21 protein-coding genes are annotated in these 25,443 nt (G+C 71.6%); 8 read left to right on the forward strand and 13 right to left on the reverse strand.

Annotation, left to right across the window (positions count from 1 at the left end; translation table 11 throughout):
• Window positions 1-6: 6 nt before the first annotated feature.
• Together GQF42_RS29755 and GQF42_RS29760 are read right to left on the reverse strand one after the other, a co-directional pair.
• Window positions 7-195 (reverse strand): DUF397 domain-containing protein, encoded by a 189-nt coding sequence (locus GQF42_RS29755; protein WP_158924932.1) that lies wholly within the window; start codon window positions 193-195, stop codon window positions 7-9.
• A gap of 8 nt (window positions 196-203) precedes the next feature.
• Window positions 204-1,055, reverse strand: a complete 852-nt coding sequence (locus GQF42_RS29760) for a helix-turn-helix domain-containing protein (RefSeq protein WP_158924934.1) — start codon at window positions 1,053-1,055, stop codon at window positions 204-206.
• A gap of 188 nt (window positions 1,056-1,243) precedes the next feature.
• Here GQF42_RS29760 and GQF42_RS29765 point away from each other — a divergent pair, with 188 nt between their 5' ends.
• Window positions 1,244-1,654: an ATP-binding protein gene (locus GQF42_RS29765; RefSeq protein WP_158924936.1), complete on the forward strand. Its 411-nt coding sequence runs from the start codon at window positions 1,244-1,246 to the stop codon at window positions 1,652-1,654.
• 195 nt (window positions 1,655-1,849) lie between these two features.
• On the opposite strand, the gene GQF42_RS29770 is transcribed toward GQF42_RS29765, so the two are convergent.
• The 3 genes from GQF42_RS29770 to GQF42_RS29780 form a co-directional block, all read right to left on the reverse strand.
• Window positions 1,850-2,371 carry a DUF1990 domain-containing protein gene (locus GQF42_RS29770; RefSeq protein ID WP_158924938.1) on the reverse strand — a complete coding sequence of 174 codons (522 nt, stop codon included), beginning with the start codon at window positions 2,369-2,371 and terminating at the stop codon, window positions 1,850-1,852.
• Between the two features lie 71 nt (window positions 2,372-2,442).
• Complete coding sequence (locus GQF42_RS29775; RefSeq protein WP_158924940.1) at window positions 2,443-4,092, reverse strand: M4 family metallopeptidase; 1,650 nt, start codon at window positions 4,090-4,092, stop codon at window positions 2,443-2,445.
• A gap of 251 nt (window positions 4,093-4,343) precedes the next feature.
• Window positions 4,344-6,404: a M4 family metallopeptidase gene (locus tag GQF42_RS29780; RefSeq protein WP_158924942.1), complete on the reverse strand. Its 2,061-nt coding sequence runs from the start codon at window positions 6,402-6,404 to the stop codon at window positions 4,344-4,346.
• A 302-nt stretch (window positions 6,405-6,706) separates the two neighbouring features.
• Between GQF42_RS29780 and GQF42_RS29785 the strand changes: the two genes are divergently transcribed.
• Window positions 6,707-7,225: a hypothetical protein gene (locus tag GQF42_RS29785; protein ID WP_158924944.1), complete on the forward strand. Its 519-nt coding sequence runs from the start codon at window positions 6,707-6,709 to the stop codon at window positions 7,223-7,225.
• Between the two features lie 36 nt (window positions 7,226-7,261).
• Here the strand turns inward: GQF42_RS29785 and GQF42_RS29790 are convergent, their stop codons facing one another.
• The 6 genes from GQF42_RS29790 to GQF42_RS29815 form a co-directional block, all read right to left on the reverse strand.
• Window positions 7,262-9,028: an ABC transporter ATP-binding protein gene (locus GQF42_RS29790; protein ID WP_158924946.1), complete on the reverse strand. Its 1,767-nt coding sequence runs from the start codon at window positions 9,026-9,028 to the stop codon at window positions 7,262-7,264.
• The gene (locus GQF42_RS29795) at window positions 9,025-10,761 is read right to left on the reverse strand and encodes an ABC transporter transmembrane domain-containing protein (RefSeq protein WP_158924948.1); all 1,737 of its coding nucleotides are present in this window, start codon (window positions 10,759-10,761) and stop codon (window positions 9,025-9,027) included. The genes GQF42_RS29790 and GQF42_RS29795 overlap by 4 nt, the downstream gene beginning before the upstream one ends.
• A gap of 131 nt (window positions 10,762-10,892) precedes the next feature.
• Window positions 10,893-11,537 (reverse strand): response regulator, encoded by a 645-nt coding sequence (locus tag GQF42_RS29800; protein ID WP_158924950.1) that lies wholly within the window; start codon window positions 11,535-11,537, stop codon window positions 10,893-10,895.
• Window positions 11,527-12,777: a sensor histidine kinase gene (locus tag GQF42_RS29805; protein WP_158924952.1), complete on the reverse strand. Its 1,251-nt coding sequence runs from the start codon at window positions 12,775-12,777 to the stop codon at window positions 11,527-11,529. The genes GQF42_RS29800 and GQF42_RS29805 overlap by 11 nt, the downstream gene beginning before the upstream one ends.
• Before the next feature lie 25 nt (window positions 12,778-12,802).
• On the reverse strand, window positions 12,803-13,537 hold the full coding sequence (locus GQF42_RS29810) for an ABC transporter permease (RefSeq protein WP_158924954.1): 735 nt from the start codon (window positions 13,535-13,537) through the stop codon (window positions 12,803-12,805).
• Window positions 13,534-14,454: an ABC transporter ATP-binding protein gene (locus GQF42_RS29815; protein ID WP_158924956.1), complete on the reverse strand. Its 921-nt coding sequence runs from the start codon at window positions 14,452-14,454 to the stop codon at window positions 13,534-13,536. Before GQF42_RS29815 ends, GQF42_RS29810 begins: the two co-directional genes overlap by 4 nt.
• A gap of 184 nt (window positions 14,455-14,638) precedes the next feature.
• Between GQF42_RS29815 and GQF42_RS29820 the strand changes: the two genes are divergently transcribed.
• From GQF42_RS29820 to GQF42_RS29830, 3 genes are all read left to right on the forward strand, one after another.
• Window positions 14,639-16,459 carry an ABC transporter ATP-binding protein gene (locus GQF42_RS29820; protein ID WP_158924958.1) on the forward strand — a complete coding sequence of 607 codons (1,821 nt, stop codon included), beginning with the start codon at window positions 14,639-14,641 and terminating at the stop codon, window positions 16,457-16,459.
• Window positions 16,456-18,327: an ABC transporter ATP-binding protein gene (locus GQF42_RS29825; RefSeq protein ID WP_158924960.1), complete on the forward strand. Its 1,872-nt coding sequence runs from the start codon at window positions 16,456-16,458 to the stop codon at window positions 18,325-18,327. Before GQF42_RS29820 ends, GQF42_RS29825 begins: the two co-directional genes overlap by 4 nt.
• A gap of 300 nt (window positions 18,328-18,627) precedes the next feature.
• Complete coding sequence (locus GQF42_RS29830; RefSeq protein ID WP_158924962.1) at window positions 18,628-19,152, forward strand: hypothetical protein; 525 nt, start codon at window positions 18,628-18,630, stop codon at window positions 19,150-19,152.
• A gap of 87 nt (window positions 19,153-19,239) precedes the next feature.
• Here GQF42_RS29830 and GQF42_RS46995 read toward each other — a convergent pair whose 3' ends face one another.
• Together GQF42_RS46995 and glgX are read right to left on the reverse strand one after the other, a co-directional pair.
• Window positions 19,240-19,374: a hypothetical protein gene (locus GQF42_RS46995; RefSeq protein WP_267906195.1), complete on the reverse strand. Its 135-nt coding sequence runs from the start codon at window positions 19,372-19,374 to the stop codon at window positions 19,240-19,242.
• A gap of 40 nt (window positions 19,375-19,414) precedes the next feature.
• Window positions 19,415-21,673, reverse strand: coding sequence for a glycogen debranching protein GlgX (gene glgX / locus GQF42_RS29835; RefSeq protein WP_199272848.1), 2,259 nt, complete (start codon window positions 21,671-21,673; stop codon window positions 19,415-19,417).
• A 203-nt stretch (window positions 21,674-21,876) separates the two neighbouring features.
• Between glgX and GQF42_RS29840 the strand changes: the two genes are divergently transcribed.
• From GQF42_RS29840 to GQF42_RS29850, 3 genes are all read left to right on the forward strand, one after another.
• Window positions 21,877-23,091, forward strand: coding sequence for a L,D-transpeptidase (locus GQF42_RS29840; protein ID WP_158924964.1), 1,215 nt, complete (start codon window positions 21,877-21,879; stop codon window positions 23,089-23,091).
• A gap of 157 nt (window positions 23,092-23,248) precedes the next feature.
• Entirely contained in the window at window positions 23,249-24,493 is a 1,245-nt protein-coding gene (locus tag GQF42_RS29845; protein WP_199272849.1) for a L,D-transpeptidase, read from the forward strand.
• A gap of 79 nt (window positions 24,494-24,572) precedes the next feature.
• Window positions 24,573-25,340, forward strand: coding sequence for an enoyl-CoA hydratase/isomerase family protein (locus GQF42_RS29850; protein ID WP_158924966.1), 768 nt, complete (start codon window positions 24,573-24,575; stop codon window positions 25,338-25,340).
• The last annotated feature ends 103 nt before the right edge of the window (window positions 25,341-25,443 follow it).

Raw genomic sequence — 25,443 nt, forward strand, 5'->3', positions numbered from 1 at the left:
ATCGCTCTACGGCGTCTTCTTCAGGGCGTTGACGAAGAGGGTGAAGGATCCGGCGGGGAAGGTGAGGGTGGCTCTCTGCGGAACCTTTGAGTCTCGGACGGCTATGTGGGTGTCGAGGTCGGCGACTTCGACACAGTCGTTCCCCTCGCCTCCACCGGAGAAGGACGACTTCTTCCACGAGGTGGGGATGCTCATGCTGGTCCTCACAGCTCCTTGGCCAACCGGTGGATGAGGTCCCGCGACTGCTCGGGGGACAGCGCCTTTTCCTTCACCTTACGGAAGAGCGTTCGAAAGTGCTCCAGTTGGGCTTCTGAGTCGACGAAGGCCGTACCATGCGGAGCGTCGCGTACGACGGTGTCCAGCCGGGGGACCACTCCACCCAGATGCACCATGGTGCTCCCGGCTCCCGCGAAGTCGTCCAGAGCAAAGGGAACGACCCGCACGGTGACGTGGTCGGCCTCGCACACCTCAAGGATGCGGCTCAACTGGGCCCGGGACGCGGCCCGGCCGGCCACGCGGATGCGGAGTGCGGCCTCGTGGATCAAGGTCTCGTACGGGATGGGGTCGGGCCCGTCGATGACGACGCGCCGCCCCATCCGGTGCTCCACGCGGAGGTCCACTTCGCTGTCCGGGAACTCGGGGTTCATGTGGGCGAAGAGGGCTCGGGCGTAGTCCTCCGTCTGGAAGAGCCCCGGTACGTGAATGACTGCCACGTCGTTGCGGAACGTCGCGTGATGGTCCAGCTCGGCGAGGTCCTGGTAGGCGGCAGGAAGGACGCCCCGGTATGCCTCCCACCACCCGCGCGTACGGTCGGTCGCCATGCCGACGAGCGCATCGATCAACTCTGTGTCCGAGCACGCATAGTTGGCGGCGAGTCGACGCACTCGCTGCTCACTTACGCCTGCGATCCCGGACTCGATCTGGCTCATCTGGACGGAGTTCGTACCCAGCAGGCTCGCTGCCTCGGTCGCTTTGAGCCCGGCAGCCTCTCGCAGCCTGCGTAGCTCAGCGCCCAGGCGTACCTGTCGTGCGGTGGGGTGCCGTCGTGCTGGCACAGCGTCCCTCTTTCCTCAACGGCCCTGGTGAGGCGACTCGTTCGGTGTCAGGTTACGCGACTCGCTTGCAGTGAATGAAATTTATGCCCTACTGTCGGTGACGTACCGCTCACGCAGTGGAAGTGCACCGCATGCGCGGCAATGCCACCCTGCGCGAAAACCCCTCACCTCACCGGAGTTGATGACGCATGCCCGAAGACGAACCCTGGGACTACACGCTCTACGTCCCCAACGATCTCAGGGCGGTGACGGTGTGCCGCCGGACCCTGCGTCTGATCCTGACCCTGCACGGTCTGATCGGCCTGGTGGACACGGCGGAGCTGCTGGCGGCGGAGCTGGTGTCGAACGCGGTGCGGCACACGAAGGGCCCGGCGGCGCTGAGGGTGCGTCGTACGCGGGAGGGGGTGGTGTGGATCGGGGCGTGGGACACCGATCCGGCGCCGCCGGATCCGCCGTGTGTGCTGGAGCAGGTGGTGGAGCTGGAGGAGGGGCGGGGGCTGGGGTTGGTGAGGGCGTGCGCGCAGGAGTGGGGGTGGCAGCCGTCGGCCAGGTTCGGGGACCGGGGGAAGTACGTGTGGTGCGAACTTGTGACGGCGTAGCTCGTTGATCACGAACGTCGTACGAATGGAGAACTGACGGTCGGCTCGTCGCATGAGGCGTTGCACCGGATCTTCCAGAAGGATCCGACGCTGCTGACGAAGGCGTTGACCGATCCCCGGGCGAAGCAGATGTGGAGGGACCTGATGACCGCGATCCAGTACTTCTGGCGCCACCCGCTCGCCGAGCGAGGAAGCTCAGGCCTCGTCGAACTCGGCGCACAGTCTGCGCAGCACCGCCCCGCACCGCCGCGCGTACGCGTGCTGCAGCCCCCGGGCCGCCGGGCCGCCCGCTCGGGTGTACCACTTGGCCGCCCTGCTGAACGCGGCGATCGTCAGCCAGACCGTGCCGTCGCCGGTGCGGTCGACCAGGAAGGCCTCCTCGCCGCACTCGGGGTGGCCCTCCAGGGTGCCGTAGGCCCAGCCGGCCCGGCGGGGCTCCTCGGCCGTCCAGATGATGCGGCAGGGGGCCTTGATGAGGGCGGCCAGGGTGACGGTGACGTCGACGCCGGGGGCCGCGCGGTCGGCCGTGGTGTCGATGCCCACGCCGAGGGCGCGGTGCATCTCCCAGGTGAGGACCGCCTCGGCGGCCCGTTCGAAGAGTTTCTGGCCTTCGCCGAGGCGGGTGCGTACGTGCAGGGGGTGGAAGCCGGGCGGGCAGTACGTCAGGTCGTCACGGGTCGCGCCGACCGGCTCGTAGGTGAAGGGCGCCGAGGACATGGGTCACAAGCGTAGGCGGCACCCGGGGGTTCCTCCCACCGGGTGCCGCCTCGTTGTCACCTACGTCCGGTTCAGCTGACGTTGACCGCCGACCAGGCCGCGGCCACCGTGTTGTACTCGGTGCTGCCGGAGCCGTACAGGTCCTTGGCCGCGTTCAGGGTGCCCGCGCGGGCGGCCTTGTAGTCCGTCGTCGAGGTGAAGTACGTGGTCAGCGCCTTGTACCAGATCTGCAGCGCCTTGTCCCGGCCGATGCCGGTGACCTTGGATCCGTTGGACGTGGGCGAGTTGTAGCTCACGCCGTTGACCGTCTTCGCGCCGCTGCCCTCCGACAGGAGGTAGAAGAAGTGGTTCGCGACGCCGGAGGAGTAGTGGACGTCCAGGCCGCCGACCGAGGAGGACCAGCTGTCGGCCGAGGAGCCGTCCTTGCTGGGCTGGTCCATGTAGCGCAGCGGGGTGCCGTCGCCGTTGATGTTGATCTTCTCGCCGATGAGGTAGTCACCGGGGTCCTTGGCGTTGTTGGCGTAGAACTCCACGCCGACGCCGCCGAGAATGTCGGAGGTCGCCTCGTTCAGGCCGCCGGACTCGCCGCTGTAGTCGAGGCCCGCGGTGTTGGCGGTGACGCCGTGGGTCATCTCGTGGCCGGCCACGTCCAGCGAGGTCAGCGGGTCGGCGTTGCCCGAGCCGTCGCCGTACGTCATGCAGAAGCAGCTGTCGTCCCAGAAGGCGTTGACGTAGCTGCTGCCGTAGTGGACGCGGGAGTAGGCGCCGACGCCGTCGTTCTTGATGCCGCTGCGGCCGAAGACGTTCTTGTAGTAGTCCCAGGTCTCCTGCGCGCCGTAGGCGGCGTCGGCGGCCGCGGTCTGGTCGGACGAGGAGGTGGAGGCGGTGCCGGTACCGAAGGTATTGGTCGAGTTGCTGACCAGGGTGCCCTTGCCGGACGTCTTGCGGGCCAGGTTGTAGGTCTTGTGGCCGCCGCGGGAGGCGTCGGTCAGGTTGTACGACGAGCCCGACTGGGTCGTGGTCAGGCTGACGGTGCCCGAGTACAGCGTCTTGCCGGTGCCGGTCGCGTTCTCGATGCCCTGGTACTCGAAGAGCTTCTTGCCCGTCGCGGCGTCGCTGATGACGTGCAGCTGGTTCGGGGTGCCGTCGTCCTGGAGGCCGCCGACGACCGTCTCGTAGGCGAGGACGGGCTTGCCGTTCGCCGCCCAGATCACCTTGCGCGCGCCGTCCGCCGTGCTCTTGGCGGAGCCGAGGGTCTTGGCGGCGGACACCGCCTGCTGCGCGGCCTTGGCGGGGGTGATCCTGGGCGTGAGCGAGGCCACCTTGATGGCCGCCGTGGTCGCCCTGGTGACGCCTTCGGTCCTGCCCGACTTGGCGGTGTGCACGACGAGGTCGCCGCCGAGCACCGGCAGGCCGGCGTAGGTGCGCTCGTAGCGGGTGTGCACGGTGCCGTCGGCGTCCTTGACGACGTCCTTGACGACCAGCTTCTCCTTGGTGCCGAGGCCTATCTGCTGCGCGGTGGCGGCGGCGTTGTCCTGCGCCTGCTGGACCAGGGAGGCGCGGGCGGAGGCGGACAGCGCGGCGGGCGCGGCGGGCAGCGTCTTGGCCGTGGGCTGGGCGGAGGCGGTGGTGGTCACGCCGGTGGAGAGCAGGGCTCCGGCGGCGACAGCGGTGGCGACGGCCAGAGTGGTGCGCTTGTGACGCGCGTAGCGGGGGCTCACTCGAAGCTCCTTCAGGTGGGGAGTCCGGGCAGTGTGGGGTTACCGACCCGGCTGTGTGGGGTTGTGAAGTTGCTGTGCTGCTGCGGCGGGTGGAGAGAGAGTGACATCAAGGGCGCGTACATGTCAGGACCTTGAAGTGATGTTGGCCGGAACTCGACCACCGGGGAAACATTTCAGGCATGTGAACCGGGGCCGCCCGGGGGCGTCGAACCCCCGGACGGCGCCGTGTTGCCAGGCCTGTGCCATGCGGCTTACGGGAAGGTCAGCTTCCAGTCGTTGAGCGTGCCCGTGTCCTGACTGGCCTGATCCTGCACCTTCAACTTCCAGGTTCCGTTGGCGGTTTCGGTGGCCGCATTGACCGTGTAGGTCGCCTTCACGTTGTGCGCCGAGTCGGAGGAGCTGAAGTTCTTCAGCCGGTAGGCCTTGCCGGACGGGCCGATGAGGTCGATCACCAGGTCGCCGCGCCAGGTGTGCGTGATGTCGACGCTCACCTGGAGGTTGCCCGGCGCGTTCCCGCTCCGGTCCGAGACGGTGATGGCCGAGGTGATCGCGGGCCCGTTGTCCGGGATCGCCATCTGCGTGTTGTTGTCGTACGTCGAGCCGGTGCCGCCACCGCCACCGCCGCCGGAGCGCGAACCGACGTTGACGGCCGCCCAGGCGTCCTGCACCGCCGCGTACTCGGCGCTGGAGGTGCCGTACAGCTCGCCGGCCGCCGCGAGGGTGCCGGTGCGGGCGTCGGCGTAGTTCGTGGTGGACGTGAACTTGGTGGTCAGCGCCTTGTACCAGATCTGCAGCGCCTTGTCCCGGCCGATGCCGGTGACCGGAAGACCGTCCGAGGTCGGCGAGTTGTAGCTGACGCCGTTGATGACCTTGGCGCCGCTGCCCTCGCTCAGCAGGTAGAAGAAGTGGTTGGCGATGCCCGAGGAGTAGTGCACGTCGAGGCCGCCGACGCCCGAGTACCACGAGTCGGCGGAGGAGCCGTCCTTGCTGGGTTTGTCCATGTAGCGCAGCGGGGTGCCGTCGCCGTTGATGTTGATCTTCTCGCCGATGAGGTAGTCACCGGGGTCGGAGCTGTTGTTGGCGTAGAACTCCACGCCGGTGCCCATGATGTCGCTGGTGGCCTCGTTCAGGCCGCCGGACTCGTCGCTGTAGTCGAGGCCCGCGGTGTTGGAGGTGACGCCGTGGCTCATCTCGTGCCCGGCCACGTCGAGGGCGGTCAGCGGGTCGTTGTTGCCCGAGCCGTCGCCGTAGGTCATGCAGAAGCAGCTGTCGTCCCAGAACGCGTTCACGTACGCGTTGCCGTAGTGGACGCGCGAGTAGGCGCCGACACCGTCGTTCCTGATGCCGCTGCGGCCGAAGGTGTTCTTGTAGAAGTCCCAGGTCTCCTGTGCGCCGTAGTGGGCGTCCGCGCCCGCGGTGGCGGCGTTCGACGTGGTGCCGTTGCCCCAGGTGTCGTTGTTCTGCGAGAAGAGGGTGCCGGTGCCCGAGGAGCCGTGGTTGAGGTTGTACGTCTTGTGGCCGCCGCGCGCCCCGTCGGTCAGCGTGTACGTCGAACCCGACTGGGTCGTGGTCAGGTTCACCTGCCCGCTGTACTGGGTGTTGCCGATACCGGTCTCGATGCCCTGGTACTCGTAGAGCTTCTTGCCGGTGGTGGCGTCGGTGATGACGTGCAGCTGGTTCGGGGTGCCGTCGTCCTGGAAGCCGCCCACGACCGTCTCGTAGGCGAGGACGGGCCTGCCGCTCGCCGCCCAGATGACCTTGCGCACGGAGTCGGCCGCCGACCGGTTGCCGCCGCGCGCCTTCGCCTGCTGCACGGCCTGCTTCTCGGCCGCCGCCTTCGACACGGCCGGGGTGAGCCCGGCCACCTTCACGGTGGCGCGGGTCGCCTTGATGACGCCCGTCGTCCTGCCCGACCTGGCGGTGTCCACGACGAGGTCGCCGCCGAGCACCGGCAGGCCGGCGTAGGTGCGCTCGTAGCGGGTGTGCACGGTGCCGTCGGCGTCCTTGACGACGTCCTTGACGACCAGCTTCTCCTGGGCGCCGAGGCCGAGTGAGCGGGCCGTGGCGGCCGTCGCGGTGTCGGCGTGGCGGATCAGCTCGGCGCGCTGCGAGGGCGTGAGCCCGACCGCCGCATGGGCCGGATTCATCCTGCCGGGCTGCGGCTTCGCGGGTGCGGCGCCGGCCACGCCCGACTGGGCGGCGACGGCGATCAGCGCGGCGACACCGGCGAGGGCGACGGCTGCGGTACGGCGGTGCGCGGTGTGGGGCTGCGGGGTGTGGGAGGTGCGTCCGCGAGAGGTATTGCGTCTCAACACTGACTCCTTCTGCGTGGCCGCTTCTCGCGCGGCCAGGGGGAGCCGGACGGTGGGTTGGGGCGTCCGGGCAGAACAGGAAGTGCGCGGAACCACGTGCGAGCCGACTCGCGTGCGCGAGCAGTTGTGGGGTTGCTGTGAGTCGGCTTGGGAAGAGTGGCAGGGGACCGGCGTGCCTGTCAGGACCGCGTCACAAACTTGGCCGGAAAACGGTCGTTGACCGGATGTTCATGTTCGGTATGCGGACCGTTGGCTGAGGGCGGCGAGGCGTTGCTCCCAGGGGGCGTCGGGCTCCGGGCAGGGTGAGCCCGCGGGCGGGGCAGGGGCGGAAGGCGCGCGCGGACAAGGGGTGTTGCGGCGCGGGCTGTGGATCGGTCTGGTGGTGGCGGGCGAACCCCGCGCTGCCCTGGGCCGTCCTCCCGCTGCCGGTCGGCGCGGTCATGCTGGTCGAGGGAGCCGACGGCGCAGATGTCCGGAGCACGCTGTGGTTCTTCGCGTTCCCCGTCGGCGGCAGTGCGCTCGTCGGTGTGCTGACCGGACCGGTCCTCGCGGGCGGGCTGTCCCTCGCGGCCCGCGCGTCCACCGGGACCCGCGGACTGGCGGTTGAAGGGGCGCTGCTGGTCGCGTTGCTCCACCCCGTCGAGATCCTGGTCGTCGCGGTGGCCACGGGCGCGGGTCCTGTGGAGTTCCCGGTGACCGTTGTGCTGTGGCCGGTGATGGCCGTGGTGGCGGGTGTGCACAGCGCCGATGCCGTGGGCCGGTCCCGAGGGCGTCGCCGGCTGTGGGCCCCGGCGCCCGCCGTGCGGCTGCGGCGCCGCTGAGGGGTGCGCCGGGCGCCCGGGCGGTGCCGGACCGGCTCAGTGCTCCGCGGCGTCCCCGTGCCACGTCCGCCACAGCGCCGCGTACGCCCCGTTCGCCGTCACCAGCTCCTCGTGCGTGCCCAGTTCCGTCAGGCGGCCGTCCTCCATGACCGCCACCCGGTCGGCGTCGTGGGCGGTGTGCAGCCGGTGGGCGATGGCGATCACCGTACGGCCCTCGAGGACGGCGGCGAGGGCGCGTTCGGTGTGGCGGGCCGTGGCGGGGTCCAGCAGGGCCGTCGCCTCGTCGAGGACGAGAGTGTGCGGGTCGGCCAACACCACGCGGGCCAGAGCCAGTTGCTGGGCCCGGGAGCCGTCGGTGGCCGTACCGTCCGGGCCCAGCCGGGTGTCCAGGCCGTCCGGCAGCTCGCGGACCCAGTCGTCGGCGCCCACGGCCGCGAGCGCCGTCCACACGTCGTCGTCGGTGGCCTGCGGCTCGGCGATCAGGAGGTTGTCGCGGACCGTGCCGAGGAAGACGTGGTGCTCCTGCGTGACCAGCACCACCTGACGGCGCAGCAGCTCCGGCGCCAGCTCGGCGACCGGCACCCCGCCCACCGTCACCGTGCCCGCCCCGGGCCGGTCGATGCCCGCGAGCAGCCGGCTGAGCGTCGTCTTGCCGGCGCCGGAGGGTCCCACCACCGCAAGCCGCTCCCCGGGCCGTACCGTCAGATCCACCCCGCGCAGCACCTCGCCGCCGCGCTCGTAGGCGTAGTGCACATCGCGCACGTCGATCCGGTCGTCCGCCGGGAGCGGGGAGCCGGCCGCCCCGCCGTCTGCGCGAGGCGCCTGTGCCAAGCCCTCCACTCGGGCGAACGAGGCTCCGCTGGACTGCAGTTGTTCCACCCGCATCAGGATCTGGTCCAGCGGCTCGGTCAACTGCCGCAGATACAGCGCCGCGGCCACCACCGCGCCCACGCCGACCGCACCCCGCTCGTGCAGCCACCCGCCGAGCAGCAGCACGCCCGCCACCGGCACGGTGTACGTCACCTCGACCGCCGGGAAGAACACCGTCCGCAGGAACAGCGTGTAGAAGCGGGTACGGCGAGAGGCCTCCAGCGCGTCCCGGCTCGCCGTGGTCCGCCGCTGCCGCAGCCGGAACGCCTCCACGGTCCGGGCTCCGGCCGCCGTCGAGGCGACGATCTCCGCGATCTGCGACGTGGCCGCGCCCTCGGCGAGATAGCCGTCCCGGGCCCGCCGCAGGTACCAGCGCAGCGCCAGCCAGATCGGGGCGAGACCGAGTACCCCGAACGCCCCGAGCAGCGGGTCCAGCGCGAACACCGCGACCAGCACGAACACCAGCTGCACGGAGTTGACCAGCAGCTCCGGGCCGACGTCCCGCAGTGTCGTACCGACGGTCGCCACGTCCGCCGTGCCCCGTGCGGTCAGGTCGCCGGTGCCTGCCCGCTCCACCACGGACGCGGGCAGCGCCAGCACCCGCTCGACGTACTCCTCGCGCACCCGGGCCAGCGTCCGCTCCCCGAACCGGTAGCCCACGTAGCGCGCCCAGCGGGCCAGCAGCAGCTGCGCCAGCGAGCACACCAGGATCCACAGCGCCAGCCGGTCCACCGCGCCGACCCCGTGCCCGGCCCGCACCTCGTCGACGATGCGCCCGACCAGCCAGGGCCCGGCCAGTCCGGCCCCCGCCGCCAGCGCGTTCAGCAGCAGCGCGGCACCGAACGCCCGCCCGTCCGCCCGCACCAGCCGCACCGCGGCCCGCCGCACCTGCCCCCGGTCCGCGACCGGCAGCAACCCTTCACCCGCCGTCACCGTACGACCCCCTCGGCGTCCTCCCGCGCGTCCCGCGGCTCCTCCACGTCCCGGGCGACCAGGGCCCGGTATCCCGGCTCCTCGGCCAGCAGCCGCCGGTGCGGGCCGTGTGCCGCCACCTTGCCGCCCACCAGGAACACGACCGTGTCCGCGCGGTCCAGCACCAGCGGTGAGGTGGAGGTCACCACCGTCGTACGGCCCTCACGCGCCACCCGCAGCCGCTCGGCGACCGTCGCCTCCGTGTGCGCGTCCAGTGCCGAGGTCGGCTCCACGGCGAGCAGCACCTCCGGGTCGGCGAGCAACGCCCGTACCAGCCGCACCCGTTGCCGCTGACCGCCGGACAGGCTGCGCCCCTGCCCGGCGACGGCCGAGTCCGCCCCGTCCGGCAGCCCGCGGACGACGTCCTCGGCCGCCGCGGCGTACAGCGCCCGCCGCAGTGCCTCCTGCGCGACCGCGCCCTCGGCGGCCACCACCTCCCTGAGCGGACCCGCGAACAGATCGGCCTCGTTGTCCGCGACCAGCACGCGGGCGCGTACGTCCACCAGCGGGATCGCGTCGAGCCGGACCCCGCCCCAGGTCGCGTCGGTCGGCCCGAAGCGGCCGAGCCGGTCGACCACCGCGACGGCCTCGGCGGGCCGGGCGGTGGCCAGCGCGGTCAGCCGGCCCGGCGCGACGCGCACCCCGGACGCCGGGTCGTACAGCTCGGCCGGTCCCGGTGGCGCGGGCAGCGTGCCCTCGTCCGGATCCGGCTCCAGCCGCAGCAGCCGTACGACCCGGCGCGCGGCCACCACGCCACGGTTCAGCCCGTAGGCCATCTCCACCATGAAGGCCACCGGCCCGATCAGCACCGCGACATAGCCGTACACCGACACCAACTGACCGATGCTGATGGCCCCTTGGGCCGTGAGCCGGGCGGCCAGCCAGGTGACGACGGCCAGGAACAGGGTGGGAGCCCCGACACCGAGCGCCTGCACCCAGCTGGTCACCGCGCCGACCCGGTACCCCTGCGTCCGCAGCGCCTGCGAGTCCGTGCGGAAGGCATCGGCGAACAGCGACTTGCCGCCCAGCCCGTTGAGGACGCGCAGCCCTCCGGCCAGGTCCCCGATGCGCGCGGTCAGCACCCCCTGCCGCTCCCGGTACTCGCTCTCCGCGCCCTGCAGCCGCAGTGTGAGCGGTCCGGTGACCAGCGCCAGCAGCGGCAGCCCGAGCAGCACGACGGCGGCCAGCGGCGCCGAGACGGCGAGCAGCAGCCCGGCCACCACCGCGTACACCACGATCGAGCCGACACCCGGCCCGACCACGGTCAGCGCCTGCGCGAGCGTCTGCACGTCGCCGACCCCGATGGTCACGACCTCCCCGGCCCCCGACCGGCGCCGCAGCGCGGCCCCGAGCCGCACCACATGTCCCACGACCGCCTTCACCGTGCGGAAGTTGGCGTCCATCCGCACCCGGGTCATGGTGCGATGCCGCATGATGCTCAGCCAGGCGTTGACCGCCCCCACCACGAACATCACCCCGGTCCACGCGGCCAGCACCCCCAGCCGCCCCGGTACCAGCCCGTCGTCCACGGCCCGCGCCATCATGTACGGCTGAGCGGCCAGCAGCACCATCCACACACTGGCCAGCGCGGCCCCGCCCACCGACCGCCAGGGCTGCCGCCACACCAGCCACCACAGGTACCACCACCCGCCCCGCGTATCGGGCACACCCGGATCCTCGTAGGCGTCGATCATGCATCCCCCGCTCGGCTCGCCCCCGCTGGGAAACGTCGAACCTATCGGTGCCCGGGAGACACGCTCCATCGAATAACGGACGGGCGGGCAAGGGGCGGGCCAGTGCCGGGCGGGCGGGCGCCGGGCGGGCCTCAGCCCAGGATCCCCCGGTCGTACCCCGCCGCCACCGCCGCCGCCCGGTCGTTGACGCCGAGCTTGGCGTACAGGTGGGTGAGGTGGGTCTTGACCGTCGCCTCGCTGATGAACAGTTCGCGGGCGATCTCGCGGTTCGAGGTGCCCCTGGCGACCAGAAGCAGCACCTCGCGCTCGCGCGCGGACAGGGCTTCGGCGCCGGGCCGGCGGGGGGTGCGGACCGCGTGCACCAGGCGGGAGGCGACGGCCGGGGAGAGGACCGTACGGCCCTCGGCGGCGGCGCGGACGGCGGTGAACAGCTCGTCGCGCGGGGCGTCCTTGAGGAGGTAGCCGGTCGCGCCCGCCTCGATCGCGGGCAGGGTGTCGGAGTCGGTGTCGTACGTGGTGAGGACCAGGACCTTGGCACGGGCGCCGCGCCGGGTCAGCTCGCGGATCGCCTCGACGCCGGCGCCGCCGGGCATCCGCAGGTCCATCAGGATCACGTCCGGGTCCAGGGCGGCCGCCCGGTCGACCGCCTCCACGCCGTTCGAGGCCTCGCCGAGCACGGTGAAGCCGGGGGCGGAGTCGAACATGCCGCGCAGGCCGTCGCGGACGACCGGGTGGTCGTCGACGATCAGCAGGGAGACGGTGGGTTCAGCGGTCATCGCGCACCAACGGTACGCGAGCAGACACCGCCGTGCCGTGCCCCGGTTCCGACTCCAGCGTGAGCGAGCCCGCGACGCGTTCGGCACGGGCCCGCATGCCGTCGAGGCCGAAGCCGCCGGCGCGGGTGCGGGGCGGTACGGCGGCCGGGTCGAAGCCGGTGCCGTCGTCGCGGATGTCGAGGGTGACCTCGTCGCCCATGAAGGACAGGGTGACACCGACCCGGGTGGCGCGGGCGTGCCGGGCCGCGTTGGACAGGGCCTCCTGGCCGATGCGCAGCAAGGTCGCCGAGATCTCGTCGTGCAGCTGCTCGGCGGTGCCGGTGACGGTGAACTCGGCGCGCACTCCGGTGCGCTCGCCCCACTCGGCGACCGTCTGCGTCAGCGCCTGCGGCAGCCCGTCGGCGGCGAGGGCGACCGGCACGAGGTTGTGCACCGAGCGGCGGGCCTCGCCGAGGCTGTGCCGGGCGAGTGTGGAGGCGCGCTCCAGGTGGGTGCGGGCGGTGTCCAGGTCGGGGGCGTTCGCCACCACCTGGAGCTGGGCGATGATCCCGGTCAGGCCCTGGGCGATGGTGTCGTGGATCTCGGCGGCGAGCCGGCGGCGCTCGTCGGCGACGCCCGCCTCCCGGGCCTGCGCGAGGAGCTGGGCGTGCAGGGCCGCGTTCTCGTCCAGGGCCAGCTGCAACGCCTTGTTGGTGCGCTCCAGTTCGGCGATGGTGTCGGCCTGGACGCTGAGCCGTGTCTGCTCCTGCTCGGCGAACCGGGTGAACACGCTGACCATGCCCATGTTGATGGCCAGGACGAGGAAGAAGCCGAGCCACAGGACCAGTCCGTGCGGCGGCCAGCCGCCGATCTCGCTGCCGGCCATGGTGACGGCGGTCAGGAAGAGACCGGGCACCACCAGCCGGCGGGACAGCTCGCGGCCGGCGGTGTAGTAGCCGGTCACGGCGTAGAAGGCGAAGAACGGGTTGGCCCAGGTCAGCACGAAGGCGATGGCCCAGCGCAGCAGGTAGAGGCAGGCACCGGTCCGGCTCGGGCCCGGCCGCTTCCGCTTCACCCTTCCCCAGTACAGCTGCAGTACGACGGCCGCGGGCACGAGTACGGCGGTGGCGACGATCCCGGGCCGGTCCATCCCGATCAGGCGGGCAGAGAGCGTCCCCGTGACGACACCGGCGCCCAGCAGTGCCCAGGGCCCCCACGTGTCGAAAGAGGCCCGGTACTGGTGGAGCGGGGTGTTCGACATGCCCCCAGTCTCCGGCACGGCTCGCTCACTCCCAGCGGAACCAGCGCGCGGCACCGGCCGTGAGCAGCACCGTCCACAGCGCGAGCACGCCCAGGTGCGCCCATCCCGGCCAGTGCCCCGCGGCCGCCTCGTTCAGGGCGCGGGCCGCCGCGCCGAACGGGGTCAGCTGGATCACCCGGGCCAGTGCGTGCGGCATGGACTGGATGGGCAGCCAGACACCCGCGCAGAACATCATCGGGAAGAACACCGCCGTTCCGATCGCGCTCGCGATCTTCGTGGTCCGCGACAGCGCCGACACGACGTTGCCGAGGGCGAGCGCGGCCGCCGCCGTGAGCAGCAGGGCGAGCAGATAGCCGGCCGGCTGCTGCGGCAGCGTCACGTCGAAGGCGACGCGGCCGACCACGATCGCGAGCAGCGCCGAGGCCAGGGCACCCACGCCCTGCACGAGCATCTGTGCCGTCAGCAGGGCGGAGGGCCGTACCGGGGTGGCGGACATCCGGCGCAGGATGCCCCGCTCCCGGTAGCCGGTGAGGACCTGTGGCAGCGCCTGCAACCCCGACATGATCAGGGCGATCAGTACGGCCACCGGCACATAGGCGTCGATCGGCCGGATCCCGCCCATCGACTTGTCGACCTCACGGAACGAGGGGATCGAGCCGAGGATCACCAGCAGCAGCGTCGGGAACAGGAAGATCCAGAACACGGCGCCGGGTTCGCGGCGGAAGAGACGGAACTCGGTGCGCAGCACGGCGGTGTTCATGCCGCGGCCTCCTTGGTGTGGCCTTCGGTCAGGTCGAGGAACGCGTCGTCCAGGGTGGCGTCGGTGACGCGCAGCTGGTGGGCGGTGATGTGGTGGCGGGCGAGCAGCGAGATGACGGCGTCGACCGTCTCGTCGGTGCCGGTGAGGGTGATCCGGTCGTCCTTGCGCTCGACGGAGGCGAGCGCGGGCAGCCCGGACAGCTCCCGCTCGTCCAGTGGTGCGGACGGGGTGAAGGACACGACGGTGGCGCCGGCGGAGCGCCGGATGAGACCGGCCGGGGTGTCCAGCGCCGCGACCCGCCCCTTGTCGATCACCGCGATGCGGTCGCAGAGCCGTTGCGCCTCCTCCATGAAGTGGGTGACGAGCAGCACGGTGACGCCGCTCGCGCGCACGTCCTCGATGAGCTGCCAGGTGTCACGGCGGGCGCGCGGGTCGAGGCCGGTGGTCAGCTCGTCGAGCACCACCACGCGAGGGCTGCCGATGAGCGCCAGCGCGATGAACAGGCGCTGCTGCTGGCCCCCGGACAGCTTGCCGAACCGGGTGCCGAGCCTGGACGTGAGGCCCAGGCGTTCGGCGAGGGGCCGCCAGTCGGCCGGGTTCGGGTAGAAGGCGGTGTACAGCTCCAGCGCCTCCCGCACGGTGAGCTTGGGCTGCAGTTCGCTCTGCTGCAGCTGGGCGCCGAGGATCCGCGCGACCTCGTCGTGGTCGGCGACGGGGTCGAGGCCGGCGACCCGGATGCGGCCCGCGTCGGGCACCCGCAGCCCCTCGACGCACTCCACGGTGGTGGTCTTCCCGGCGCCGTTCGGGCCGAGGATCCCGAAGATCTCGCCCTCCTCGACGGTGAAGGAGACGCCGTCGACGACGGCCCGGCCGGCGTACGACTTGCGCAGATCGGTGACTTCGATGACGGATGGCATGCGTCGAGAATCCCGCTCCGGCCCCCTCCGGCACATCGGCCGGCCCGCTCGAAGCCGCATCAGCCGATCGGTTGATGCCGCCCTACGACCCCTCGGGCCTGCCCGGGTCGTAGGACCGGCGACGGAGCCCGGTCCGGCCGAAACTCGGTGGGCGTCGCCGGTGCCGGTCCGTACGCTCGCGGTGATGCCCACGACACGTGCCACCACAGAGGAACGTTCCGCCGTCCGCACGCTGCTGCGGCTGTGGCCGTACGTACGGCCCATGCGAGCACGGCTGTTCACCGCCGCCTTCGTCGCGATCGTCGCCTCCTGCACCGGCCTGGTGATCCCGCTCGTGCTCAAGTGGATGGTCGACGGACCGGTCGCGGACCGCGACCCGGCCGGGGTGTGGCTCGGCGCCCTCTACCTGCTCCTGCTGGGCATCGCCGAGGCGCTGCTGTTCGGCCTGCGCCGGTGGCTGGTGGCCCGCCCGCTGTCGCAGGTGGAGGCGGACATGCGGGCGGCGCTGTACCGGCATCTGCAGCGGCTGCCGGTGGCCTTCCACGACCGCTGGGCTTCGGGCCAGCTGCTGTCCCGGGGCACCACGGACCTGATGCTGCTGCGCCAGTTCCTCTCCTTTCCGCTGGTGTTCTTGCTGGTCAACGGCGTGACCATCCTGGTCGGCGTGGTGATCATGCTGGCCCAGGACTGGGTGCTGGGGCTGGTCATCCTCGGGCCCGCGATCCCCGTGATGTGGACCTGTGCGGTCTTCGAGCGGCGCTACGCAGCGGTGTCGCGGCGGGCACAGGACCAGGTCGGCGACCTGACGACGGTGGTCGAGGAGAGCGTGCTCGGCATCCGCGTCATCAAGGGCTTCGGCCGCCACCGCAGCCAGGCGCGGGCGTTTCGCGAGTTGTCGGGGACCCTGCGCGGCACCGAGCTGCGCAAGGCGCGGCTGCTGGCCGTCATCTGGGGCGTCATCGTGACCCTGCCCGAGATGGCGATCGGGGCGGCGCTGGTGCTGGGCGCCGTGCGGGTGGCCGACGGCGGGCTGTCGGCGGGAACGCTGGTGGCCTTCCTGAGCACGGCCCTCGCCCTGCGGTGGCCCGTGGACTCCATCGGTTTCCTGCTGGCGATGAGCCAGGAGGCGGCCACGGCGACCGAGCGGTTCTTCGAGGTGATGGACGAGGTGCCGGAGGCCGGCACGGCCGCGGGCGGTCGTGCCGCCGGGGCGGCCCCCGGTCCGGGTTCCGGGGCGGCCCCCGGTCGGGGTTCCGGACTCCGCTTCGAGAACGTCCAGTTCCGCTACCCCGACGCGCCTCCCGGCTCCCCGCCCCTGCTGACCCGCATAGACCTCCACATACGTCCCGGCGAGTCCATGGCCCTCGTCGGAGCCACCGGCAGCGGCAAGACCACACTCACCGCGCTCGTACCGCGGCTGCACGAGGTCACCTCGGGCCGTATCACCCTCGACGGCGTGGACATCGCCGAGATGGCCAGGCAGGAGCTGCGCACCAAGGTCGCCGTGGCCTTCGAGGAGCCCACCCTCTTCTCGGCGAGCGTCGGCGAGAACGTCCTGATGGGCGCCCGACCGGGCGCCGGCCAGGCAGAGTTGGACCGTGCGCTGGGCGTGGCGCAGGCCGGCTTCGTACACGCCCTCCCGCACGGTTTCGACACCCGCGTCGGCGAGCAGGGCCTGAGTCTGTCCGGCGGCCAGCGCCAGCGGCTCGCACTGGCCCGCGCGGTGGTCGGCAGACCGCGGTTCCTGGTGCTGGACGATCCGCTGTCCGCCCTGGACGTGCACACGGAGGCGGCCGTGGAGGCCGCGCTGCGCGAGGTTCTCGCCGACACCACCGCGCTGATCGTGGCCCACCGCCCCTCCACGGTGCTGCTCGCCGACCGGGTCGCCCTGCTCTCGGGCGGCCGGATCGCCGCCGTCGGCACGCACCACGAACTGCTGCGCACCAACGCCGAGTACGCGCATCTGATGGCCGCAGACCCTGGCGACACGGAGGACTCCCGTTGACCACCACGACCGCCTCCAGCCCCGCGGCCGAGGACGGCGCACGTCCCGGCCCCCGGGGCGAGGGCCACGGCGAGGACGGCGACGTCTTCGACCGGGACCTGCTGCCCACCGAACCCGGCGCCATGGCCGCCCTGTTGCGCTCGCTGCTCGCGCCCATGAAGGGCCGGGCCGTGTGGACGACGGTCCTGCTGCTGCTCCAGCAGGCGGCGGTGCAGGCGGGCCCGCTGCTGGTGGCGTACACCATCGACACCGCCGTACCCGCCTTCCGCGAGCACCGCCACGGCCCGCTGATCGCGGTGGCCGTCGGCTACCTGCTGTGCGCGCTGCTCTCCGGTGCACTGCAGAGTGCGTTCATCGAGACCTCGGCCCGGGTCAGCCAGGACGCACTGCTGGACCTGCGCGGCCGGATCTTCGGGCATGCGCAGGCGCTGAGCGTCGACTTCCACGAGCGCTACACCTCGGGCCGGCTGATCTCGCGTGCCACGACGGACGTCGAGTCGTTGCGTGAGCTGCTGAACGACGGGCTCCAGGAACTGGTGACCGTCGTCCTGTCCTTCGTCTACATCTGCGCGCTGCTGCTGTGGCTCGACCTCGGCCTGGGCGCGGTCGCGGTGGCCTCCTTCGTGCCGCTGTACCTGCTGGTGCGCAGCTACCAGCGGCGCGCGGGCCGGGTCTACCGTGCCCGGTCCACGGCGATCGCCGCGCTGATCGTGAAGTTCGTGGAGACGATGAACGGCATCCGCCCGGTGCGAGCGTTTCGCCGGGAGGCGGTGAACGACGCCGAGTTCGCCGTCCTGAACCGGCGCCACGCAGGCACCAACGGCGACGCCCTGCTGGAGATGGCCCGCTATGTGGTCGGCTCCCGGCTGGTGGCCAACACGGCGGTCGCGGGGATCGTGCTGTGGGGTGCCTACCGGGTGGCGAGCGGCTCGCTCGAACTGGGCGTCCTCGCGGCCGCCGTGCTCTACCTGCGGCGGCTGTACGACCCGATCGACCGGCTGGGGATGTTCCTGAACTCCTACCAGTCGGCCGTCGCCTCCCTGGAGAAGATAGCCGGGCTGCTGGCCCGGACCCCGTCCGTCCCGGAGCCGACAGCGCCCCGTGAACTCCCGCCGCTCAAGGGCGGGTTGCCGGGCCGCGAGGTCGTCTTCGACGCGGTCGCGTTCGGCTACCGCACCGGCGGTGAGGTGCTGCCCCGCTTCGATCTGACCCTGCCCGCCGGGCAGACGGTCGCCGTGGTCGGCGCCACGGGCGCGGGCAAGTCCACGCTCGCCAAGCTCCTCGCCCGCTTCTACGACCCCTCCGACGGCCGGGTCCTGCTGGACGGGGTCGATCTGCGCGAGCTGTCCGGGCCCGAACTGCGGCGTGGGGTGGTCATGGTGACCCAGGAGGCGTTCCTGTTCTCCGGGACGGTCGCGGACAACATCGCCCTCGGCCGGCCCGACGCCCCCCGCGAGGAGATCGAACGGGCGGCCGAGGCGATCGGCGCCCACGAGTTCATCCGCGCCCTGCCCGACGGCTACGACACCGACGTGCGCAAGCGCGGCGGGCGCATCTCGGCCGGGCAGCGCCAACTGGTCTCCTTCGCCCGGGTGTTGCTCGCCGACCCGGCGGTACTGATCCTGGACGAGGCGACCAGCTCCCTGGACATCCCGGGCGAGCGGGCCGTCCAGCGGGCGATGGCGACGGTGCTGCGCGGCCGTACGGCGGTGGTGATCGCCCACCGACTGTCCACGGTCGAGATAGCGGACCGCGTCCTGGTGATGGAACACGGCCGCATCGTCGAGGACGGCCGCCCGGCCGAACTGATCGCCGGCACGGGCCGGTTCGCAGGCCTGCACAAGGCGTGGCGGGACAGCCTGGCCTGAGGGTGGCGGACGGGTGGCCCGAGGGCGGCGGGGCCACTCTGTTCAGTGGGCGTTCACGCAGGCTATGGTGGGTGGTTGACGATACGTCACGCGGCCTCGGCCGCGCCTGAGGGGCCTCTCTTCGGCCGCGCCGTCAAGTCCGCGTCAAGGCTTCTCCACTCACTGCTTCCGTGTGGACAAACGTTCAACCAAAGGGGCCCTCGGTCGGGCAAAGAGGTCTACCCGCATAGATGATCCCGGTGCTGTCATGCTCACGACCGCCCGGACTTCTGCCGGGCACCCCCACCGGGAGACCCCCACATGTCCCGAATATCGCGGCCCCTGACGACCGCCCTCGCGAGCCTCGCCCTCGCCGCCGCGGGCCTCACCGTCACCACCGGCTCCGCGCACGCCGCCAGTTGCAGCCAGGCCTACCTCCCCCTGCCCGATCCGGTCTGTACGCCCGGCGCCCTCAACCCCGACGTCACCCAGAGCACCATCGGCTCGACCATCTGCGTCTCCGGCTGGACCGCGACCGTGCGGCCGCCCAGCTCCTACACCACCGCGCTGAAGAAGAAGCAGATCGTCGAGTACGGCTACTCCGACACCAGCCTCTCGGACTACGAGGAGGACCACTTCGTCCCGCTCGAACTCGGCGGCGCCCCGAGGAGCGAGCAGAACCTCTGGCCCGAGCCGCACTACGGCAATGAGACCTCGATGGACAAGGACACCGTCGAGAACAAGCTGAAGAAGGCCGTCTGCGCCGGTCAGGTCGGCCTCACCGACGCGCAGAACGCCATGATGACCGACTGGACGACCGCCCTGTCCAGCCTCGGCCTGAGCTGAGCCGCACCCCACACGCAGGGGCCGGTTCCTCCTCCGCGCGGAACCGGCCCCTCCTGTGCGGCCGTCGCCCGGAACGGGCCCTCAGGATCACGGCACCCCCAGCTCGAACAGCACGTACCCCGCGTACGACCCGGAGGCGACGGCCGCGATACCGAGCAGCGTGCACTGCACGGGCCCTGGGCTTCCGGAGGTGCTGCACCGGGCGGGCGTGATCCGTGTCACGCGCAGGCCTCACACGGGCTCGGACGCCCCCGGCTCACCTTCACCGCACCCGCAGCAGCAGCACGCACCGTTGCGGCACCGTGATCTCCGTCCCCGCCGGATGCACCGTGCCCGGCGGCTCGGCCTGGTCCTCCCGGGAGGTGTCCACGACCACCTCGTACCGCTCGGCCCACGGCGGGCCCGGCAGCACGAACCCCGTCGGTGACTCGCCCGCGTGCAGCACCGCGAGGAAGCTGTCGTCCAGGACCGGCGCGCCCCGCTCGTCCCGGCCCGGGATGTCCTGCCCCGAGAGGTACATGCCGAGCGTGGCCGCGGGCGCGTACCAGTCGCCCTCGGTCATCTCCGCACCCCGTGCGGTGAACCAGGCCAGATCGCGCAGCCCGTCCGAGTGCGCCCGGCCGGAGAAGAAGGCCCGGCGGTGCAGCACCGGATGCCGGTGGCGCAGGGCGATCAGGCGGGAGGTCAGGTCGCACAGCGCCCGCCAGCCCGGCTCCGCCAGCAGCGACCAGTCCACCCAGCCGACCTCGTTGTCCTGGCAGTAGGCGTTGTTGTTGCCGCGCTGGGTGCGCCCGAGTTCGTCGCCCGCCACCAGCATGGGCACGCCGGTGGACAGCAGCAGTGTCGTCAGCAGATTGCGCAACTGGCGCCGGCGCAGGGCGCGCACCCGTTCGTCCCGCGTCTCGCCCTCCGCCCCGCAGTTCCAGGAGCGGTTGTCGTCGCTGCCGTCGCGGTTGTCCTCGCCGTTGGCCTCGTTGTGCTTGCGCTCGTACGACACCAGGTCGCGCAGGGTGAACCCGTCGTGCGCGGTGACGAAGTTGACCGAGGCGTACGGGCGCCGGCCGCCCCAGGCGTACAGGTCGCTGGAGCCGGACAGGCGGTAGCCCATCTCCCGCACGTCGGGCAGGGCGTGCCGCCAGAAGTCGCGGACGGCGCCCCGGTAGCGGTCGTTCCACTCGGTCCACAGCGGCGGGAACGCGCCCACCTGGTAGCCGCCCGAGCCGATGTCCCAGGGCTCGGCGATCAGCTTGACGCGCCTGAGGACCGGGTCCTGGGCGATGACCGCCAGGAAGGGGGAGAGCATGTCGACGTCGTGCATCGAGCGGGCCAGCGCCGCCGCGAGGTCGAAGCGGAAGCCGTCCACGCCCATCTCGGTCACCCAGTAGCGCAGCGAGTCGGTGATCAGGCGCAGCACCTGGGGCTGGACGACGTGCAGGGTGTTGCCGCACCCGGTGTAGTCGGCGTAGCGGCGGGCGTCGTCCTGGAGGCGGTAGTAGCCGCGGTTGTCGATGCCCTTCAGCGAAAGGGTCGGCCCCAACTCGCCCGCTTCCGCCGTGTGGTTGTAGACCACGTCGAGGATCACCTCGATGCCGGCCGCGTGCAGCGCGCGCACCATCCGTTTGAACTCACCGACCTGCTGGCCCGTCGTACCGGAGGCCGCGTAGCCGGCGTGCGGGGCGAAGTAGCCGATGGAGTTGTAGCCCCAGTAGTTCCGCAGGCCCCTGCGCAGCAGGTGGTCCTCGTGGGCGAACTGGTGGACCGGGAGGAGTTCCACGGCGGTCACGCCCAGTTTCACCAGGTGCTCGAGGACGGCGGGGTGCGCGAGGCCGGCGTAGGTGCCGCGCAGCTCGTGCGGAACCGCGGGGTGCAGCTTGGTGAAGCCGCGCACATGCAGTTCGTAGATGACGGAGTCGGCCCACGGGGTCTTGGGCCGCCGGTCGTCCTCCCAGTCGTCGTCATCGTCGACGACGACGCCCTTGGGCACGTACGGCGCCGAGTCCCGGTCGTCGCGCACGGTGTCGGCGACATGCTGCTCGGGCCAGTCCCGCACGTGCCCGTACACCTCCGGCGGCAGGCTGCTGTAGTCGTTGCCCGCGGCGCCGTCCACCGCGCGCGCGTACGGGTCCAGCAGCAGCTTGGCCGGGTTCCAGCGCGCGCCGGTCCACGGGTCCCATGGGCCGTCCACCCGGTAGCCGTATCGCTGGCCCGGCATCACCCCGGGCACGAAGCAGTGCCAGATCTCGTGCGTCAGTTCGGCCAGCCGGATCCGGGTCTCCCGGCCGTGCTCGTCGAACAGGCACACCCTGACCGCCTCCGCCCCGGCCGCCCACAGCGCGAAGTTGGTGCCCGCGACCCCGTCCGGGCCGACCCGGAACCGGGCCCCCAGCGGCGTCGGCGCGCCCGGCCAGACCATCGGGACCGGCGGCACGGCGTGCCGGGTGCCGTTCACCACGGCCGGTTGCCGGCCGCTCCCGACGGCCGGGTCCCCGGCCGGTGCCCGCCGCTTTGCTGCGCTCGTCACCTGTCGGTCCCTCTTTCAGCCCGGGGGCGGCGCAGTGCGCCGTACCGGAGAGCAGCCACGCTCGGCTCTCCGGTACGGCTGCGCCCCTTACGGCTCCGGTGCGGGCGCGGCGGCTCCCCAACGTGTCGTCCTTCCCTCTTTTCTGCCCAGCGCGTGCGTCGCACTCACGTTTCCCCCGAGCGGGCCCGGTCGTTGAGTCCTGCGTGAGGCACGTACAAGGACGCGCACGGCGCGCGGGGGCCGCGCTGGCCGCGGTACTGACAGGGGCGGCACTGCTGGCGGGCTGTACCAAGGACCCGTTCGGCCCGGGCGGGACGTTCGGTGATCCCCCCGCACCCGGGGACGTCATCCACATCAGCCCCGACGACGGCGGCAAGGACGTCCGCCCGGACCAGCGGCTGCGCATCGAGGTGCCGGACGGGCGGCTGGAGAAGGTGCTCGTCGTCAAGTCGCAGGACGCACAGGACTCCGCGGTCCCCGGCCGCATCAGCACCGACGGGCAGACCTGGCAGCCCGACGACGACCGGCTCGCGCTCGCCGCGAAGTACACCGTCGACGTGGTGGCGGACGACGCCGACGGCCGCCGCACGGCCCGGCACACCACCTTCACCACCCTCGTCCCCGACCGGCGGTTCATCGCCTACGTCACGCCCGAGAACCGCGCCACCGTCGGCACCGGCGTGATCGTCTCCCTCTCCTTCAGCGGGGAGGTCGCCGACCGTGCCGCCGTCGAACGCGCCGTCCGTGTCAGCGCGCAGCCGCCCGTCGAGATCCGCCCGCACTGGTTCGGCAGGAGCCGTCTGGACTTCCGCCCGGAGCAGTACTGGAAACCCGGCACCGAGGTCACCGTCGACCTGAACCTGCGGGACGTCCAAGGGGCGCCCGGTGTCTACGGGTTGCAGGACAAGACCTTCGCCTTCACCGTGGGCCGCAGCCAGGTCTCCGTCGTGGACGCCAGGAGGCACACCATGTCGGTGCGGCGCGACGGCCAGTTGCTCGCCACCGTGCCGATCACCGCGGGCGCCCCGCAGCACCCGACGTACAACGGCAGGATGGTGGTGATGGACATGCAGGACATCACCCGTATGAACAGCCACACGGTCGGCTTCGGCGGCGAGTACGACATTCCCGACGTCCCGCACGCCATGAAGCTCACCAACTCCGGGACCTACGTGCACGGCAACTACTGGTCGCCGGACGCCCCCGGGCACGTCAACGTCAGTCACGGGTGCGTGGGTCTCATGGACGTCAAGGGCGGCAGTTCGGACACGCCCGCGGGCTGGTTCTTCGACCGCAGTCTCGTCGGTGACGTGGTCGAGGTCGTGGGCAGCAACGACAGGACGGTCGCCGCGGACAACGGCCTGGGCGGCTGGAACATGACCTGGAAGGAGTGGAAGGCGGGCAGCGCGGTGAAGTAACCAGGTGAGGGGCCTTGGGCCGGGGCCGCGGTGGCGGGCGGAAGTTGCGACGCAACGGTGACATTCGCCTGACACCCTGCTCAAAACCAGGCGGCTAATATGCGCGCACCAGTGTGGTGGGGAGCGGGCCAGGCCAGGCCCGACGAGGGGAGACGACTTGAACGTGCGGCCAATATCGGGGGCGTCGGCGACGGGGCGGCGAGGCCGTGGGGGACGGCGGGGCGGTACGGGTCTCGCGCTGATATCCGGGGCCCTGGTGCTGTCGCTCGCGGCCTGCGGCGGGGGCGGCGGCAAGGGGGCGGACGACGGCAAGGGAGCCGTTACCCAGCAGGGCAAGCAGCAGTCGACGGCAGCCGTCACCATCTCGCCCAGGTCCGGCGCCACCGGCGTCGACACGAGCGGCGCGCTCAAGGTCGACGCCGCCCGGGGCAAGCTGACCGAGGTGACCGTCAAGGACGGCAAGGGCACGAAGATCGACGGCAGCATCACCGGCGGGGGCGCGTCCTGGACGCCGTCGACCCATCTGGCCGCCGCCACCAAGTACACGGTGCACGCGGTCGCGAAGGACTCCGAGGGCCGCGAGAGCGCCGAGGACTCCACCTTCACCACGCTCACCCCCAAGAACACCTTCCTCGGCTACTTCACCCCTGAGGACGGATCCACCGTCGGCGTGGGCATGCCGTTCTCCATCAACTTCAACCGGGGCATCACCCAGCCGCAGGCCGTCGAGAAGGCCATCAGGATCACGACGCAGCCCGCGGTGGACGTCGAGGGCCACTGGTTCGGCAACGACCGCCTCGACTTCCGCCCCGAGAAGTACTGGAAGGAAGGCACGAAGGTCACCGTCGACCTCGACCTCGACGGCGTCGAGGGCCGCTCCGGCGTCTACGGCAAGCAGCACAAGACCGTGAAGTTCACCATCGGCCGCAACCAGGTCTCCGTCGTGGACGCCAAGCAGCACACGATGAAGATCACCCAGGACGGCAAGGTCGTCAAGACCCTCCCCGTCACCACCGGCAAGCCCGGCTACGACACCTGGAACGGCCAGATGGTCATCAGCGAGAAGCTCTCGGTGACCCGGATGAACGGCGAGACGGTCGGCTACGGCGGCGAGTACGACATCAAGGACGTCCCGCACGCCATGCGCCTGACCACGTCCGGCACCTTCATCCACGGCAACTACTGGGGCGGCGACGCCTTCGGCAACTACAACGCCAGCCACGGCTGCGTGGGCCTGCGCGACGTGCGCGGCGGCTACGACGGCTCCGTCCCCGCGGCCTGGTTCTTCAACCACTCGCTCATCGGAGACGTGGTCGTCGTCCAGCACGCGCACGAGCGCACGGTGGACCCGTCCAACGGGCTCAACGGGTGGAACATGTCGTGGGCCGACTGGAAGAAGTGACCTTCCGCCGAGGTGCGGGCCCGGTGCTGTGACGGACGGCACCGGGCCCGCCCGCGTTAGTCCCCGTTAACCTGCCTCCATGACCGTCAATCTCGAAGTCGCCGAAGGCGTCGGTACCCTCCGTCTCGACCGGCCGCCGATGAACGCGCTGGACGTCGCCACCCAGGACCGGCTGAAGGAACTCGCCGAGGAGGTCACGCGCCGCGACGACGTGCGCGCCGTGGTGATCTACGGCGGCGAGCGGGTGTTCGCGGCGGGCGCGGACATCAAGGAGATGCAGAACATGGACCACACCGCGATGGTCCTGCGCTCCCGCGCCCTGCAGGACGCCTTCACGGCCGTGGCCCGCATCCCCAAGCCCGTCGTCGCGGCCGTCACCGGCTACGCCCTCGGTGGCGGCTGCGAACTGGCCCTGTGCGCCGACTTCCGCATCGCCGCCGACAACGCCAAGCTCGGCCAGCCCGAGATCCTGCTGGGCCTGATCCCGGGCGCCGGCGGTACCCAGCGGCTGCCCCGGCTGATCGGCCCCTCCAAGGCCAAGGACCTCATCTTCACGGGCCGTCAGGTCAAGGCCGCCGAGGCCCTGGAGATCGGCCTGGTGGACCGGGTCGTCCCGGCCGCCGAGGTGTACGAGCAGGCGCGCGCGTGGGCCGCGAAGCTCGCCCAGGGCCCGGCGATCGCCCTGCGTGCCGCGAAGGAGTCGATCGACGCCGGCCTGGAGGCCGACATCGACACCGGGCTCACCGTGGAACGCAGTTGGTTCGCAGGCCTGTTCGCCACCGAGGACCGCGAGATCGGCATGCGCAGCTTCGTGGAGGAGGGGCCGGGCAAGGCCAAGTTCCGCTGAGCGCCACGGTGTGATCCTCCCCGCAACTTGCGTGCGTCGTCTTGCAATTGACACGTCGTCTCATCCGGGTCCCTCGATGGAGCGGTTTATGGGAGCCTTAATG

The organism is Streptomyces broussonetiae (assembly GCF_009796285.1).
Lineage (GTDB): Bacteria > Actinomycetota > Actinomycetes > Streptomycetales > Streptomycetaceae > Streptomyces > Streptomyces broussonetiae.